Origin of the sequence: Pseudomonas frederiksbergensis, from assembly GCF_900105495.1 — a bacterium.
Classification (GTDB): Bacteria; Pseudomonadota; Gammaproteobacteria; order Pseudomonadales; family Pseudomonadaceae; genus Aquipseudomonas; species Aquipseudomonas frederiksbergensis.
The window spans coordinates 5837899-5853621 of record NZ_FNTF01000002.1; the positions used below are offsets into that span (position 1 = coordinate 5837899).

At 59.8% G+C, this 15723-nt stretch carries 11 protein-coding genes and 1 pseudogene; 8 read left to right on the forward strand and 4 right to left on the reverse strand.

From position 1 onward, the window contains the following. Window positions 1-5 precede the first annotated feature (5 nt). From BLW70_RS27530 to BLW70_RS27545, 4 genes are read right to left on the reverse strand one after another with little or no spacing between them, the layout of a single operon-like run. Entirely contained in the window at window positions 6-854 is an 849-nt protein-coding gene (locus BLW70_RS27530; protein WP_074879407.1) for a DUF4123 domain-containing protein, read from the reverse strand. After that, window positions 851-2908 (reverse strand): type VI secretion system tip protein TssI/VgrG, encoded by a 2058-nt coding sequence (gene tssI, locus BLW70_RS27535; RefSeq protein ID WP_074879409.1) that lies wholly within the window; start codon window positions 2906-2908, stop codon window positions 851-853. Before tssI ends, BLW70_RS27530 begins: the two co-directional genes overlap by 4 nt. A 32-nt stretch (window positions 2909-2940) precedes the next feature. Then, window positions 2941-5103, reverse strand: coding sequence for a lipase family protein (locus BLW70_RS27540; RefSeq protein WP_074879412.1), 2163 nt, complete (start codon window positions 5101-5103; stop codon window positions 2941-2943). A 12-nt stretch (window positions 5104-5115) separates the two neighbouring features. Beyond that, a complete protein-coding gene (locus tag BLW70_RS27545; RefSeq protein WP_235865027.1) occupies window positions 5116-5967 on the reverse strand; it encodes a hypothetical protein in 852 nt (283 codons plus the stop codon). 292 nt (window positions 5968-6259) lie between these two features. Here BLW70_RS27545 and BLW70_RS27555 point away from each other — a divergent pair, with 292 nt between their 5' ends. From BLW70_RS27555 to BLW70_RS27585, 8 genes and pseudogenes are all read left to right on the forward strand, one after another. Beyond that, window positions 6260-6778 (forward strand): RNA polymerase sigma factor, encoded by a 519-nt coding sequence (locus BLW70_RS27555; RefSeq protein ID WP_074879418.1) that lies wholly within the window; start codon window positions 6260-6262, stop codon window positions 6776-6778. Between the two features lie 124 nt (window positions 6779-6902). Continuing rightward, window positions 6903-7871, forward strand: a complete 969-nt coding sequence (locus tag BLW70_RS27560) for a FecR family protein (protein WP_074879421.1) — start codon at window positions 6903-6905, stop codon at window positions 7869-7871. A 122-nt stretch (window positions 7872-7993) separates the two neighbouring features. Next, on the forward strand, window positions 7994-10585 hold the full coding sequence (locus BLW70_RS27565; protein ID WP_074879425.1) for a TonB-dependent receptor: 2592 nt from the start codon (window positions 7994-7996) through the stop codon (window positions 10583-10585). A 112-nt stretch (window positions 10586-10697) separates the two neighbouring features. Then, window positions 10698-11300 (forward strand): biliverdin-producing heme oxygenase, encoded by a 603-nt coding sequence (locus BLW70_RS27570; RefSeq protein WP_074879428.1) that lies wholly within the window; start codon window positions 10698-10700, stop codon window positions 11298-11300. A 164-nt stretch (window positions 11301-11464) separates the two neighbouring features. Further along, window positions 11465-11860: a YbaN family protein gene (locus BLW70_RS27575; protein ID WP_074879432.1), complete on the forward strand. Its 396-nt coding sequence runs from the start codon at window positions 11465-11467 to the stop codon at window positions 11858-11860. 451 nt (window positions 11861-12311) lie between these two features. Beyond that, window positions 12312-13319 (forward strand): annotated as a pseudogene (locus BLW70_RS31610) (methyl-accepting chemotaxis protein); the annotation flags it as partial. A gap of 102 nt (window positions 13320-13421) precedes the next feature. Next, window positions 13422-14177, forward strand: coding sequence for a methyl-accepting chemotaxis protein (locus tag BLW70_RS31615; protein ID WP_371917827.1), 756 nt, complete (start codon window positions 13422-13424; stop codon window positions 14175-14177). A gap of 145 nt (window positions 14178-14322) precedes the next feature. Further along, window positions 14323-15651, forward strand: a complete 1329-nt coding sequence (locus BLW70_RS27585) for a CoA transferase (protein ID WP_074879438.1) — start codon at window positions 14323-14325, stop codon at window positions 15649-15651. Window positions 15652-15723 lie beyond the last annotated feature (72 nt).

Sequence of the window (15723 nt, forward strand, 5' to 3'; positions counted from 1 at the left end):
GCGGTCTATCGCCAGGTTTTAACCTCGGGGAATCGCTCGCCGCGCAGGCGTTCAAAATGAGCCTGCGCGTGCTCTTCAGGCCTCGGCTCCCAGTTTTTGATGCCGGGCGTGTGTGTCTCCCTCAGGCGCTCGACAACCAAAAAATGCAGCTGCTCCGGCGTCTGCCATCCCCACCGCTGTGCCAGGTCGAGTTGTGCTATCAGCCAGGCTCTCGGCGACAGCGCTTCCGGCAATCGGGCAAGGTCCTCACTGTGCTCGGCCAACAGGTACTGACCCACATTAACCAACAGAATCGCCCGTTCCTGGTTGACCGGTGCCGGGGTCGCCAGCCATTGCGCAGCGTCGGGGACCGGGTATTCGCCCGACGCCGGATTGTCTACGGTCGCCCATTGCTCGCCCTGCCAGAAACAGGCACTGATGACCGGCCCCAGGTATTCGGGATACGCCGACTCGGGAAGATGGGCCAACGCTCGCGCCAACACCCGATTATCGTGAAAACGGTACAACGCCTGCTGCGGTCGTTTCCCGATCAACAGGCGTTCGCGCCAATGTTTCACCAGTATGGCGATCGAGTGATTTTCGATGCTCGCCAGCCATCCCCAATCCCGCGTCTGACCTTCGAGCAACTCATTGAGCGATGACGGATTCAGACTATCGATGGAAAAAATAAACGGGCCGCCCACGGACAGCGCGGCAACGGCGGTTTCCCTGTAGACGCTGCGATAGTGTTCATGTGTCAGCTGGTGCAACAAAGCTTGATGGATCCCCGGCACCGCCGTGGAGTCAAGAATCAAACACAGATGACGGCCACGTTGTGATTGCTCGGCCATCCACTGAACAGGCAGGTTGTTCATGCGCTGATTCCTTCGGTTGAACAAACGCCCTCTCGACAGGCCTCGCAGATCGGGCAGAAGTCTGCCGATTGCTCGCCAGCCAATGTCATCAGCACCCTTTGGACAAAGGCGATGACCGGGGCTCGCTCGATCGGGGTCGTCAAAGCCTGCGTTGCCCCCGGTACCAGCGGCGCCACCAGCGTCCCCCGTGCGGGGCTGCCCCCCACCTCGATTGCACAACTGCTGAAAATGCCACTTGAATCGATCACAAGATGCTGATCGCCAGCACACAAGGTCATGTTATGGCCTGCGTCGAGCACCAGCTTCACACCGGCCTTGAAATGAATTTCCTGACCCGCCTCTGCAACCAGCACCTCGCCTACATAGGTATGGCTGCTTTGTCCGACGTGCAGATGATCATTGGCCATCAGTCGGGTTTTACGGTCGCCTGTCGTCGTGCGATGTTCCTCGGTCTCGAACACACTGGTGCTGGTGCCCTTGATGGTTTCCCGGCGCTCGCGACCGACTTCCAGCCGACTGTCGTTTTCAATTTTTTGCTCCATATCACGTTGCGCCCGAAGGTAGATCAACTCTTGCCCCGCGCGATCTTCGACATGCAATTCATTGAACCCCGTGCTCTTGCTCGAACTGCGGCTACGAAAGACGCTTCGGGTCTTGTTCTGCGGCAGTGGATAGGGCACCGGGTTGGTACGGTGAGGCAAACAACCGGAAATTACTGGCCGATCTGGGTCGCCATCCATAAAGGTGACCAACACTTCCATGCCGACACGGGGAATACTGACCACGCCGTAGCCGTCGCCAGCCAAAGCCGTCGAGACTCTTAACCAGCAACTGCTTTTGTCGGTTTGCGGGTCGGTACGGTCCCAGTAAAAACAAACTTTGACCCGACCGTATTCATCACAGTGAATCTCCTCTCCTGCCGGCCCGGTGACTTTGGCGGTCTGACTGCCGGAAATGGTCGGCTTGGGGTGTTTTTTCGGCGGTCGATACGGTGAATCCCAAGGTGTCGCGGCGAAGGTGTTGCGATAGCCTTGAAAATCCGCGGTATGGATCTGGCTGGGCATTGCCTCTTCCAGCACTTGCAATTGCAGGCCTTCATGCGTCACCTCGGTCAGGAGCCAGAGGTCATTCCATTGCGCACGATGATGATCCGTCATGTCGAGGTAATGGCCGCTGTGCAAGTTGCCGAGGTCGCTGGCGCCTTCCGCCAGGCGGTAATCGCTGCGATGTTGCTCCAATTGGCGCGCAGCCAGTCGCTTGCCCTCATCACCGGTTTTGAAACGCCCCGGCGCCCGGTAATCCTCCAGCGGCGGAACGACCGGGCTTTCGCTCTTCTGTTCGAGAAGCCGGTTCGGCTTTTCGAAGTCATAGTCACGAATCGCCACTTGGCTGGGACGCGTGGCGAAACGCACGCCGAACGTATCGATCACCGGGTGATCGGCGACCTGACCATTTTTTTGTCGAAAAATGGACGGGGCCAACCGCCGAAAGCAGGTCTGATCATCCCCAAACACTAATAGGTGCCCGTGTGGGCTGTGCTGAAAATGGTAGTGAATGCCCGACTCTTCACAGAGCCGCTGGATAAAACCCAGGTCGGATTCATTGAACTGAACACAGTATTCACGGGGCAGATAGACGCTTGGACCCAACTGAAACGTGAACGCATCGCCGAGCATGCCGTGCTTGTTTAGGACTTCGGTAATGATCTGTTCGACGCTGCGTTGCTGAAAAATTCGCTGGTCGCTGCACAGCGCGAGATACGCCAGTTGAGGCACTAACGTCAGTTCATAGCGCGTCAGTCGTTTACCGGTCTCGCGCTGCGCAAAATTATGAATCAGCCCGTGCAAGCCCTCGCCGGGAGGACCAAAGCCAAGGAATGCAGGCTTGTGCAGTGGCGTCTCGAGGTCGAGGTTTGACCGCTCACTGACCAGCTCCAGCGTCACCTCATAGGGCTGGCTGATCGATTCACTGGCCTTGAAGGCCAAGACCTGAAAGTGATGCTGCATGCCGCTGATATCAAAGTAGAAGCGCGGTTTGGAGATTGAGTCATGCATCGGATAGTCCTTTAAATGCAGGTTGGCCACGCTCAGCAGATCGAATCGATATCCAGCGGCTCGCGAGCCAGCCGAAATCCATCGTCCGGTTGCCTTGGAATCATTGCGTACTGCACCGAGCTGCGGTTTTCAGCGTGTTTTGCCCAACGCTCCACGCTACCGGTGAACTCTGGCAACTGGGCGGCACTGCCGTACACATCCACCAGGGTCAGGCGGCGATAGCGCACGGTTTGCAGGCGTTCGCGGGTTCTCAGCAAGCGATCCTGCTCCCTGTGGAGGGCACTCATCGCAGCACTTTCATTCTTCGTCGCACCACGCGGCCCCTCGTTATGGCGCACCTTGCGGGCATACTCGTAAAGTTTTTCATTGAGTGTTGCCAAGGCATCTTCGACGACGCGGAACTCGCGTTCGGTGACCACGGACGAGGCGTTCTCCAGGGTTTGCTGCCAGCGCCGCAAAGTCGCCCAGGCGCAAGGGATGTAGCTGGCGATCATCATATGGTCGGTGTAGTTGATCAGTTGCGCGAGCAGGCCATCGCGGGCGGGCATATCACCCCGCCGGATCTTTTCCAGCATGACGGTACAGGCGGCGCCTTCGATGGATTCACAATCCGGATCCCACAAAATCGCCGACCACTCGCGTTCATCAAAGCGCACGGGCATGAAGTGCTGCTGTTGCCCGTGATGCTGATAGGGATCACCGCCGATGCGCACCAGACCGGCACCGAACACCAACATGCCATAAGGTCCGGAAAGGACGATCGTCGCCAGGCCCGGGACCCAGACCTTCCAGTTGGCGTCCATCCACGGCGCCGGTACGCCGGGCACCGGATCGTTATTGTTGACCATGCGGTGATGGACGAGGTCGGTGGCGCCTTCGACGAAGGTTGAGTCGCCGGCACGTGGGGCGCCGTAGGTGTAGAGGAGGATGTTGTATTTAACGCCTGCACGTCGACGGAGCGCTTCTGCCAACAACAAGGCGATGGCGCCGCCCAGGCTGTGGCCGCAGATAATGATTTTTTGCCCCGAGTGAAATTTATCCAGATAACGCAAGACGAACGCTTTCATCGCTCGAAACGCGTTGTAAAAGCCTTGATGGACGCTCCCGACACCTTCTTCGAACGGAACTTGCAGCGCGTCCACATCACGCAACGCGTCTTTCAGACTGGCCGTTCCACGCACCGAAATCAGCACGACTTCGTCGTGATGACAGATAAACGCCTGGGTATCGCCGCCATTCACCTGATCATCAAAAAAATGCTGGTTCTCGGGGTGTTCCTGGTCTTTACCTTTGTCCGGATGGTTTTGCTCATAGAGCGTCGGATCGAATGGCAGAATCTCCAGCCGCTTTGAATACGGCACATCCTCGTACAGCGGGTAAAACCTTTGCGACTGGGTCCTATCGACTCGCCAATTCTCCTGGTAACCGGCCAACGCCTCGCCAAACCAATTGCCAATGCTCGGGTCCAGCATAAAGTGCACCTTGTCCAGCGGCTTTTCGCGCGGGTATTGAGCGAAATCGGTGTAACTCAAGGTCGCCATCAACGCCAGTTGATAGAGGTTCAAGGCACAGAATTTGTCGTCGGTGGAGAGCATGGGCCGCAAGGCGCGCATGGGCCGCACTTCCAGCACGTTGTGTTTGTTGGGGCTCAGGACAATTCCAAATGAATGCTCGGGGCCGAAACCCAACTCGCCCATGCCCCGCAGCAATACGCTTTGCGGTTCGTAGGAGCGCCCGACCTCCGGTGGCAAATGCGCCCCATCGCGGACCAGGTCCCGCACCTCGACCTGGACGAAGATATCGGCCTCCTTAATCGCCGGGTTATATTCGCGACGAAATCCGTCTTCGTGGAAGAAGCGGGTTTGTTCGGCGCGGAACTGGAGCTCGGTGATGGGGAGAGGGTAGTACTCGCGGTTTATCAAGCGTTGATATGGTTTTTCGAGTCCGTTGTATTGCTTATCCATCCTGAGTACGACAGGCCCACGGTAATGGTTCTGCACTTTGGCAAACCCTTCACCATCCAAACGCCCTGTGTATTCCTGACCGACGCTGTCCATCACGGTGTAATGCAGACCGCCATAAGATTTGCCATCACCCTGCTCGTCCACTAATCGAAAACTCGTCCAATGCCCACGCAACGGGCAGGCCAGTAACTTGTTGCTGAAGCAAAGGTTGTCACGCTCCTGAAGTGCCATGCCTGATTTTCCTTATTCAGTACAGTTGGGGTAGACGGTACATTCGCGACCATCGGACATTTTGAAAGACTTGAAATCAGTGGTGTTACCGCGGCAAAAAGCGTCTTGATCCTCAAGACTTTCGCCCAGGCAACGTTTCCAACCCTGCGGAAAACGGATCCAGGCATCTCGTCCAAAAGGCCGTTCCTCAGCCGCCATCCCGAACACCATCCTCACGGTCCGGCCCGGCAACTGATCACGCTGCAACACCCCGCCCGCCATGCGTTTCATCATCTGTCCGTTCGCATCGACGGCCCGGCAGTGCAGGATTTTTATGATCGCCCGCTCGGGTCCCACCGTGCGAAACAACCACTGGCATTGCCCTTGAAACGCCTGAACGCCAGTGGCTGGAAAATCTGGACGGTCATCTGCAAGTTCGTCGTAAAAGGACAGGCTGGCAAAGTCGCCCCCTATGTCAGACCAACGCGCTCCCCACTTCGCGTCGAGATTCAATCTCAAGCTACTCAACACCAACGGGCAACCACCTGGGCGAGTCGTCAGCGGAACCTGAAACTCCGCCGTGCGCGCAATGCTTTGGTATTCGCTGGTGAAAAACTTGCGATTCGGCGCCACTTCACCGCGCTGGCGCGGCGGGGCTTCACAGGTTTCTCCGGTGGCCGGCTCGTAATAGGCGTCGACCTTGACCCTGAAATCCGCCGGCACGTCTGCCTGCAACGTGAAGCTTTCTGCCGGCGCAAAAACACAACCGCCAGCGGCAAGCGCCAATGCAATGATTGCCAGTGCGCGGGCAAAATGCCGGCTCGCGAAACACAACGAAGGAGCGTTGTCGAGAATTGGCGTTTCCCATTCCTGGAGTGCCGTCACTTGATGTCCCTGTCAAAAACCACGCTAAAAAAACGAAGTATCAACAGGGGTATAGCAGTCATCCAGAACTGTCTGAGGGGCCAGGAAACGTTTGGGATCGTGCCTACGCCAGTCTCTGAAATATCTGACATTTGCAGCCAAGCAATGGCTGGGAGCTGCGCAATTTTCCACAAAGCGGGCAGCTCACTATCAGCTTTTGCGCTCTGAACGAATGACGGCTTGGAAACCAGTGCTTGACCACTGATACAGATGATAAGCATTATCATTCGCTCGAAATGGATCAGGTCCTCCCGTGAGTCAATCTCGCTTCAATCACGTCTTCATCGCTCAGCGAGTCTCTCTGCTGCGCACATTGGAGCGGATGGTCAACAATCACAGCACCGCCGAAGACCTCCTGCAGGAGACCTACCTGCGAGTGACCCGGGCGCTCAGCGAGCGGGCCATCGATCACCTTGAACCCTTCGTTTTCCAGACCGCCCGCAACCTGGCGCTGGACCATTTGCGTGCGCGGCGTATTCAGTCCCGCACGATGCTCGAAGACGTGCCGCTGGACGTTGTGGAAAGCGTCGCCGCCCCCGCCAGCAGTGCCGAGGACGCCGCCCATGCCGAACAATTGCTTGAGCGCTTGAACGTGAGCCTCAATGAACTCAGCGCCCGTCAGCAGCAGATTTTCATCCTCAGCCGTCTGCACGGGCACAGCTATCTGGAAATCGCCGAGAAGCTCGGCGTGTCGTTGAGCACGGTGCAAAAGGAGCTGAAATTGATCATGGCGATCTGCATCGGCGTGGCCGAGCGGTTAAACGGCGACTGAATCTGTAGGTTGATTCTCTATGTGTGAGGATGACCTGCACTGGTTATCGGGCTTTGCTACCCTTGCCCCACTTTCAAGCTTCATTAAAAAAACAGCGGTGCCAAGACACTGCCGAGGAAACACCGTGACGGACACGCTTCCAGTGCCTCCCCCCGCCCCTCCGGCGCGGGCCCCCGCAAGCGCGATGGACCAGGCCCTGGACTGGCTGATCGTGCTGGACAGTCCGAGCGAGGAACAAACCCGACAGTTCCACGATTGGCTGGCCGCCGATCCGTTGAATGCCGAGGCGTTCGCCAAGGCTCAGGCGATCTGGGAAGGCCCGCAGGTCGGGCAATGCGCGCAAAGCCTGGCCGCCCGGCCGCCGAAAGTGACCGCCCTGTCGCGCCTGCGACCGCACTGGAAACCCTTGGCCACCGCCGCCGTGCTGATCCTCGGTTTGTTCAGCTTCAGCAATCTGCCGATTCGCCTGCAGGCCGATCACCTGACCGTGGTCGGTGAACGCCAGCGGCTGCAACTGGAGGATGGCTCGAAGGTCCTGCTCAATACCAACTCAGCCTTCTCCAGCACCATCAACGATCAACAGCGCGTTGCCCGTTTGTATCAGGGCGAGGCGTTTTTCGAGGTCGCGGCCGACCGCGGCCAGCCGCTGGAAATCGACGCCGGGCCGGTCAAGGCCAGCGTACGGGACACCGCGTTTGCGGTGCGCTATCTGGACGGCGTGGCACAGGTTCGGGTGCAGCGTGGGGATGTCGACTTGCGAGCGACCCGCGACGACGCGCGAATTCGATTGTCCGCCGGACAAAGCATCCGCATCGGTCCCAACGGTTTCGATCGCCCCGCCAGACTCGATGCCGCGACCGACCTGGCATGGGTCCAGGGCCGACTGGTGTTCGAAAACTGCCCGCTGAGCCAGGTGCTGGCGGAGCTGCGTCGTTACTATCCCGGCTGGATCATCAACAACAACGAGCAGTTGGCCGACATCGCCGTCACCGGCAATTACCGCCTCGACCAGCCGTTGGACGTGGTCCGTTCGCTGGCCCAGATCACCTCGGCGCGGCTCCAGGAATTTCCGGCGCTGGTGATTTTGAACTAAATGAGAATTATTTTTACTCGATAGCCAACTTCCGTACGTCTCGTTATAGCCAATGCAATTGATTCGCATCTTCAGATGCCGATCAGCACCTATAAAGATTCGTGCGACACGGAGCGCTATCGATGTCCTCTCGCCTCACCCGCCAACCTTCGTCACCTTCTCGCGTGCTGTCGCTGCTGACTGCCGCCATCCTGATGGCCGGCAGCGCGCAGCTCTACGCCGCCACCGCGGCAGAGCAACCGACCCGCAACATGGGCGATTACGCGTTCGCCATCCCTCAGCAGTCGCTGGTCTCGGCACTCAATGCCTTTACCGCCGTGACCGGTTGGCAGGTCGGCTTGCCGGCAGAACTGGCTGAGGGCGTGGCCTCGCCGGGCGTACGGGGTTCGCTACCACCAGAGAAAGCCCTCGATCGCCTGTTGGTGGGGACCAACCTGAGCTATCGCAAACTGGGCACCAATAACATCGTGCTGGAGAAGCGCAGCAACGGTAGCGCGCTCAACCTGGACCAGGTGACCATCAGCGCCACGCGCCAGGAACAAAGCATCGCCAGCGTGCCGAGCACCGTCACCGTTCACACCCGTGAAGAGCTGGACCGCAACAACGTCAATACCATCAAGGATCTGGTGCGCTACGAACCGGGCGTCTCGGTGGGCGGTGCCGGGACCCGCGGCGGAATCAGCGGCTACAACATTCGCGGCATCGACGGCGACCGGATCCTGACCCAGATCGACGGCGTCGAGATTCCAAACGGCTTCTTCAACGGCCCGTATGCCAAAACCCAGCGTAACTATGTCGACCCGGAAATCATCAAGCGCGTCGAAATTCTGCGCGGCCCGGCCTCGGTGCTCTACGGCAGCAACGCCATCGGCGGCGCCGTCAGCTATTTCACCCTCGACGCGGACGACATCATCAAGCCCGGCCAGGACGTCGGTGCTCGCCTGAAGACCGGGTACAGCTCCGCCGACGAGAGCTGGCTGAAGTCCGCCACCGTCGCCGGCCGCGCCGATCAGTTCGATGGCTTGCTGCACTACAGCCAGCGCGACGGTCACGAAACCGATTCCTTTGGCAGCAACAACGGCACCGGTCTGGACCGTACCGCGGCCAACCCGGAAGACGTACGAGCCACCAACGTATTGGCCAAGATCGGCTGGAACTACAACGAAGATTCACGCCTTGGACTGACCTACGAGAAGTACAAGGACGATCGCGACTCCGATCAGAAAAGCGCTTATGGCGGCCCGTACTTCAACGGCCAGCCGACGATCCCGAACAGCATGCTGCCCGGCGGCATGTACCAGTGGCGCACCGGCAACGACACCATTACCCGTGAGCGCTTCGGCCTGGAACACAGCTTCGCACTCGACAGCCTGCTGGCAGACAACGTCAAGTGGAGCCTGAACCACCAGATCGCCAAAACCGATCAAAGCACCGAAGAATTCTATTACCCGATCACCCGTCGAGTGCTGCGCACCCGCAACACGCTTTACGAAGAGAAACAGTGGGTCTTCGATGCCCAACTGGATAAAGCCTTCAACATCGCTGACACCGGGCACTTGCTGACTTACGGCACCACGATCAAGCAACAGAAAGTCACCGGCTCGCGCAGCGGCGACGGCAAGTGCCTGGCGGTCGGTCGCGGCTGTACGGCCGTCGGCGCGACCAGCGCGGCCGATGTGCTGAAGAAATCCAGCGACTTCCCCGACCCGACCATCAATACCTACAGCCTGTTCGCCCAGGACGAGATCAGCTGGAACAAGTGGACCTTCCTGCTAGGCCTGCGCTACGACTACACCCAGCTCAAGCCGCACATCACCCAGGAATTCCTCAATACCGTGGCCGCCGACGGTCGCGGAACCGTCAGCGATGAGAACAAAACCTGGAACAAGGTTTCACCCAAGTTCGGCCTGACTTACGCCCTGACCGATCAGTACACCTGGTATGGCCAGTACGCTGAAGGTTTCCGCACGCCAACCGCCAAGGCGTTGTACGGGCGCTTCGAGAACACCACCACCGGCTATAGCGTGGCGCCGAACCCGGACCTGGAACCGGAAAAAAGCAAAAGCTACGAAACCGGTCTGCGCGGCAACTTCGAGTCCGGCTCGTTCGATGTCGCGGTGTTCTACAACAAGTACCGCGACTTCATTAACGAAGACGCTGTCACGCCCGGTTACAGCGAGCTGACCTTCCAGAGCAACAACATCAAACACGCGACCATCAAGGGCGCAGAGATCAAGGGCCGCCTGAACCTCGACGCGCTCGGCGCACCGCAAGGTCTCTACACCCAGGGCTCGGTGGCCTACGCCTACGGCCGCAACAACGACACCGGCGAGCCGATCAACAGCGTCAACCCGCTGACCGGTGTGTTCGGTCTCGGTTACGACCAGGACAACTATGGTGGTTTGCTCAGCTGGACACTGGTGAAGAAAAAGGATCGCGTCGACGACAGCAACTTCAAATCGCCGGACGGTGTGAGCAGCCAGTTCAAGTCGCCGGGCTTCGGCGTGCTCGATCTGACCGGTTTCTACAAGGTCACCGACGATGTCACCGTCAGCGCTGGCGTCTACAACCTGACCGACAAAAAGTACTGGCTGTGGGATGACGTGCGCGGTTACGACAGCGTCGGCGAAGCGGCAGTGCTGAGCCCGGCCAACCTCGATCGCCTGACCCAACCGGGTCGCAACTTCGCGGTCAATCTGGTCTGGGATATCTGACCCTGCCACCTCACTTCGCCGCTTTCACAGAAGTGGCGCAGTGAGTTTTTTTACTGTCACGCACCTTGTTGTTCGTCTCGTTACCAAGCGCCTCTTTTCTCAAGGACTTCTCATGACCACTCAGGACACTGCTCAACGCCCTGCTCAGCGTTCGCAACGTTTGAACCAGATCACCCACGAGCCTCACACCAGGCTCGATGCCTTGGTCAAAGCCCACGCACCGTTTGAAACCCAGGCCAACTTCGCCCGTTTCGTGGTGGCTCAGTATTTGTTTCAGTCGGAACTGGTGTCGCTGTACAACAATGCCGAATTGACCGCCATCGTCCCGGACCTGCCTGCTCGCTGCCGTGCTGAAGCGGCCAAGGCTGACCTGACGGATCTGGAAACCGAAGTGCCGGCCCCCGTCGCCGGGGCGGTGAAGAATCCAGCCAAAGCCGAGGCGCTGGGTTGGCTGTTCGTGTCGGAAGGTTCGAAGCTTGGTGCGGCGTTCCTGATCAAGCGTGCGGTGGGTCTTGGCTTGAGCGAAACCTTTGGCGCCCGCCATCTCGGTGAACCGGCCGGTGGTCGTGCTGAAGGCTGGAAGAGTTTCGTTAAAACCCTCGACGGGCTGGAACTCAGCGCACAAGAGGAAGCCGAGCTGGATAAAGGCGCAATCGACGCGTTCAACCGCTTCACGGTGTTGCTCGAGCAGGCCTACACCCCAGAACTCGCCTGAAGAAACACATCCCCCCTGTAGGAGTGAGTCTGCTCGCGATGACGGAGTGTCAGTCGACATCATTGCCGCCTGACCCACCGCTATCGCGAGCAGGCTCACTCCTACAAGGGACCGAGTGTGCCTGCACGATCCCGATCAAGCTTTAGTCGCGCAACTTGAGTCCAATGCCTCACCTTTCCTCCTCAAAACTCGCCCGAATCCTCTTTGGCCTGCTCGCCTACATCAGCCTGGCCATCGGCCTGATCGCCATTGTCATACCCGGCCTGCCGACCACCGAGTTCATCCTGCTGGCCGCCTGGGCCGCGACCAAAAGCTCGCCGCGCCTGAGTGCCTGGCTGGAAAACCATCGGCTGTTCGGTTCCATCCTGCGCAACTGGCGCAACGGCAAAATCATCGCCCGCCGCGCCAAGGTCAGTGCCACCGTGAGCATGCTGCTGTGCGCCGGGTTGATGCTGGTGATGCTCGAACCTGGCTGGCCGATCTTTCTGGCGATTGCCGGCATGAGCCTGGGCAATCTGTGGATCTGGTCGCGGCCGGAATCATTGCCGACAATTTCCTGAATTCCTGCGCTTTTCAGGGCTTTTTCCTGCGCAAACGTTCACCTGCTACCGTTCGTCGGCTTAGCGTTCATGCAACCTCTGCCCACGCCGATGAGCATTAAATGGCGCTGAATGGACTTGGCGAATTGGGTCGACCCCGACTCACAGCCAACACCTCATCCATTCGCGAGCTCGTCCTATGTTCGACTCTCTGTCCATCCGCCTGAAAATCGTCTTGCTGTCCGGTCTGTGCCTGCTGGGCGTGGTCGTCCTGATCGTCGGCATGAACATCTACCAGACCGATCAAAATGATGAACTGGTCAGCGCCTCCAGCAGCAAGATGCTCACCGCCAGCGTGCAGAACCTGCTCCAGGCCAAGGCCGCCGAGCAAGCGGTGCGGGTGCAGAAGACCTTCGGTGAAAGCCTGCTGGTGGTGACCGCCCTGGCCGATCAGATCAAGGACCTGCGCAACATGGCGAGCACGCGCTCCCTTGACGCCGGTGCCCTGCGTGAAGAGTTGAATCAGAGCCTGAAAACCGCCTTCGAACGCAACAGCAAAGTGCTCGGCATCTGGCTGGCATTCGAACCCAATGGCCTCGACGGCAAGGACAGCGAGTTCGCCAACGATGCCGCTCGCCAGTCCAACGAAGCCGGTCGTTTTGCCAGCTACTGGAGCCGTGCCGGCGGTGTCGGGATCAACACGATCATGGTCGAAGACGACATGACCAAAACCACCTTGAGCCTCAGCGGCACGCCCTATAACAGCTGGTACACCTGCCCTCGCGACAGCAAGCGCACCTGCCTGCTCGACCCGTATGCCGACACTGTCGCCGGCAAGGAAATGCTGATGACCACCATTTCCGTACCGCTGCTGGTGGATGGCAAGTCCATCGGCGTGGTCGGTGTAGACATCGCCCTCGACGCGCTGCAAGCGGCGGCTGTCGACTCCCAACGCGATCTGTTCAACAGCGCCGGACACATGCTGATCGTCTCCGGCAGCGGCGTACTCGCCGGTTACAGCGTGGACGCGAGCAAGGTCGGCAAAAGCATCGGCGACACTCTGGGCGCAGACGGCAAGGACGTCCTGCAACTGCTCAGCGCCGGCACACCGAAGATTCTCGAACAGGGCGACCTGATCCGCGCGGTGTACCCGGTCAGTCCGATTGCCGATTCCAAAGCCTGGGGCGTGGTGATCGACCTGCCAAAACAGGTGCTGCTGGCCGACTCGGTCAAGTTACAAACCGTTCTCGATGACGCCCAGCAAAGCGGCACGATCAAAGCCGTTTTGGTGGCAGTGATTGCCGGCCTGGTCGGACTGTTGCTGATCTGGCTCACGGCGTCCGGCGTGACCCGGCCGATCAACAGCGTGGCCGAAATGCTCAAGGCGATTGCCAGCGGCGACGGCGACCTGACGCAGCGTCTGCACTACGGCAAGAAGGACGAACTCGGCGAACTGGTGAGCTGGTTCAACCGCTTCCTCGACAAGCTGCAACCGACCATCGCGCAGATCAAACAAAGCATCACCGATGCGCGCGGCACCGCCGACCAGTCTTCGGAAATCGCCCGTCAGACCAGCGAAGGCATGCAAGTGCAGTTCCGCGAAATCGACCAGGTCGCCACCGCGTCCAACGAAATGAGCGCCACCGCCCACGACGTCGCCAACAGTGCCTCGAACGCGGCTAACGCGGCCAAGGGTGCCGACCAGTCGGCCCGCGACGGCATGCAGATCATCGAACGCAGCACCCGCGACATCAATCAATTGGCCGACGAAGTCAGCAAGGCCGTGACCGAAGTCGAAGCATTGGCGGTCAACAGCGAGCAGATCGGCTCGGTGCTGGAAGTGATCCGCAGCATCGCCGAACAAACCAACCTGCTGGCGCTCAACGCGGCGATTGAAGCGGCGCGTGCCGGCGAAAGCGGTCGCGGGTTTGCGGTGGTCGCCGATGAAGTGCGCAACCTGGCCAAACGCACCCAGGATTCGGTGGAAGAAATCCGCATCGTGATCGAGCGCATCCAGACCGGCACTCGCGGCGTGGTGGCCACGATGCATTCGAGCCAGACCCAGGCCCACAGCAACGCCGGGCAGATCCAGCAAGCGGTGCAGGCCTTGAGCAAAATCAGCGACGCAGTGACGGTCATCAGCGACATGAACCTGCAAATCGCCAGCGCCGCCGAACAACAAAGCGCGGTGGCCGAAGAGGTCAACCGCAACGTGTCGGCAATCCGCACCGTCACCGAAACCCTGACCGGCCAGGCCACCGAATCGGCGCAGATCAGCAGCCACCTCAACTCGCTGACCTCGCACCAGATGAAATTGATGGATCAGTTTCGGGTGTAACCCCCTAATGATCGTTCCCACGCTCCGCGTGGGAATGCAGCCCGGGACGCTCCGCGTCCCAAGCGGACGCAGAGCGTCCATTGAGGCATTCCCACGCAGAGCGTGGGAACGATCTATCATGAAGCCCTCTCCCGGAGGGCCTTCGATGACTGGTTTACTCACGTCCATTCAAGCCGCACTCGGCTTGCCTCACACCCAGGTCAAGTTCACCTCGAGCGGCGCCCTGCCCTCGGCGTTTGCCGTCACCGACCTGGCGTGCGCCAGCATTGCCGCTGCCGGCCAGGCTGTCAGCGAATGGCTGCAGCAACAAACCGGCCGCCTACCCACCCTTGAGGTCGACCGCCGCCTCGCCTCTTTCTGGTTCGCCACCTCGATCCGCCCGATAGGCTGGAGCGTCCCGCCACTCTGGGACCCCGTCGCCGGTGACTACGCAGCCAAAGACGGCTGGATCCGCCTGCACACCAACGCGCCTCATCACCGCGCCGCAGCCGAAAAAGTGCTCGGTGCCTGTGCCGACCGTACAGCGATGGCGAGCAAGGTTGCTCAATGGGCCAAAAGCGATCTGGAGCAGGCCGTAGTCGATGCCGGTGGCTGCGCCGCCGAGATGCGTAGCTGGGCGCAATGGCAAGCGCATCCCCAAGGTCAGGCGGTGAACGCCGAGCCGCTGATTCAGTTGGCTGACAACAGCCGCCAGAACGCGAAACCATGGCAAGGCTCGGTGGCGCAACCGCTGGCCGGGATCAAGGTGCTGGATTTGACCCGAGTGCTCGCCGGACCGGTTGCCAGCCGTTTCCTGGCAGGCCTCGGCGCCGACGTTTTGCGCATCGACCCACCGACCTGGAACGAACCGGGCGTGGTGCCGGAAGTCACCCTGGGCAAACGCTGCGCGCGTCTGGACCTGCACGACAAGACTGATCGCGCGGTGTTCGAAAGCCTGCTCAAAAACGCCGACATTCTGCTCCACGGCTACCGCGCCGACGCACTGGAACGCCTGGGTTACGGCGCCGCCGAACGCCAGAAACTGACGCCCGGCCTGATCGACGTCAGCCTCAATGCCTACGGCTGGAGCGGCCCGTGGCAGAACCGTCGTGGCTTCGACAGCCTGGTACAAATGAGCAGCGGAATCGCCGACGCCGGCATGCAGTGGAAACGCGCAGACAAGCCGACGCCATTGCCCTTGCAAGCGCTCGATCACGCCACCGGCTATTTGATGGCGGCCGCTGCGATTCGATTATTGGGGCGCAGTGGCTCGGCGCGCTTATCGTTGGCGCGTACCGCGAAGTTGCTGATTGAAAACGGCGCGGGAACAGATGAGCCGCTGCGGGCGGAGGATGACAACGATCAAGGGCTGGTGATTGAGCAGACGCCTTGGGGCCCGGCGCATCGACTTCATGTACCGCTGAAGATTACGGGGACGCCGTTGCAGTGGACACTGGCGGCTTCGGAGTTGGGCTCCCATCGCGCGCAGTGGTAACCGACTGATCGTTCTCACGCTCCTGCGTGGGAACGATCAGTTAGAACTCCCGCGCAGGATTTCACCATTGGC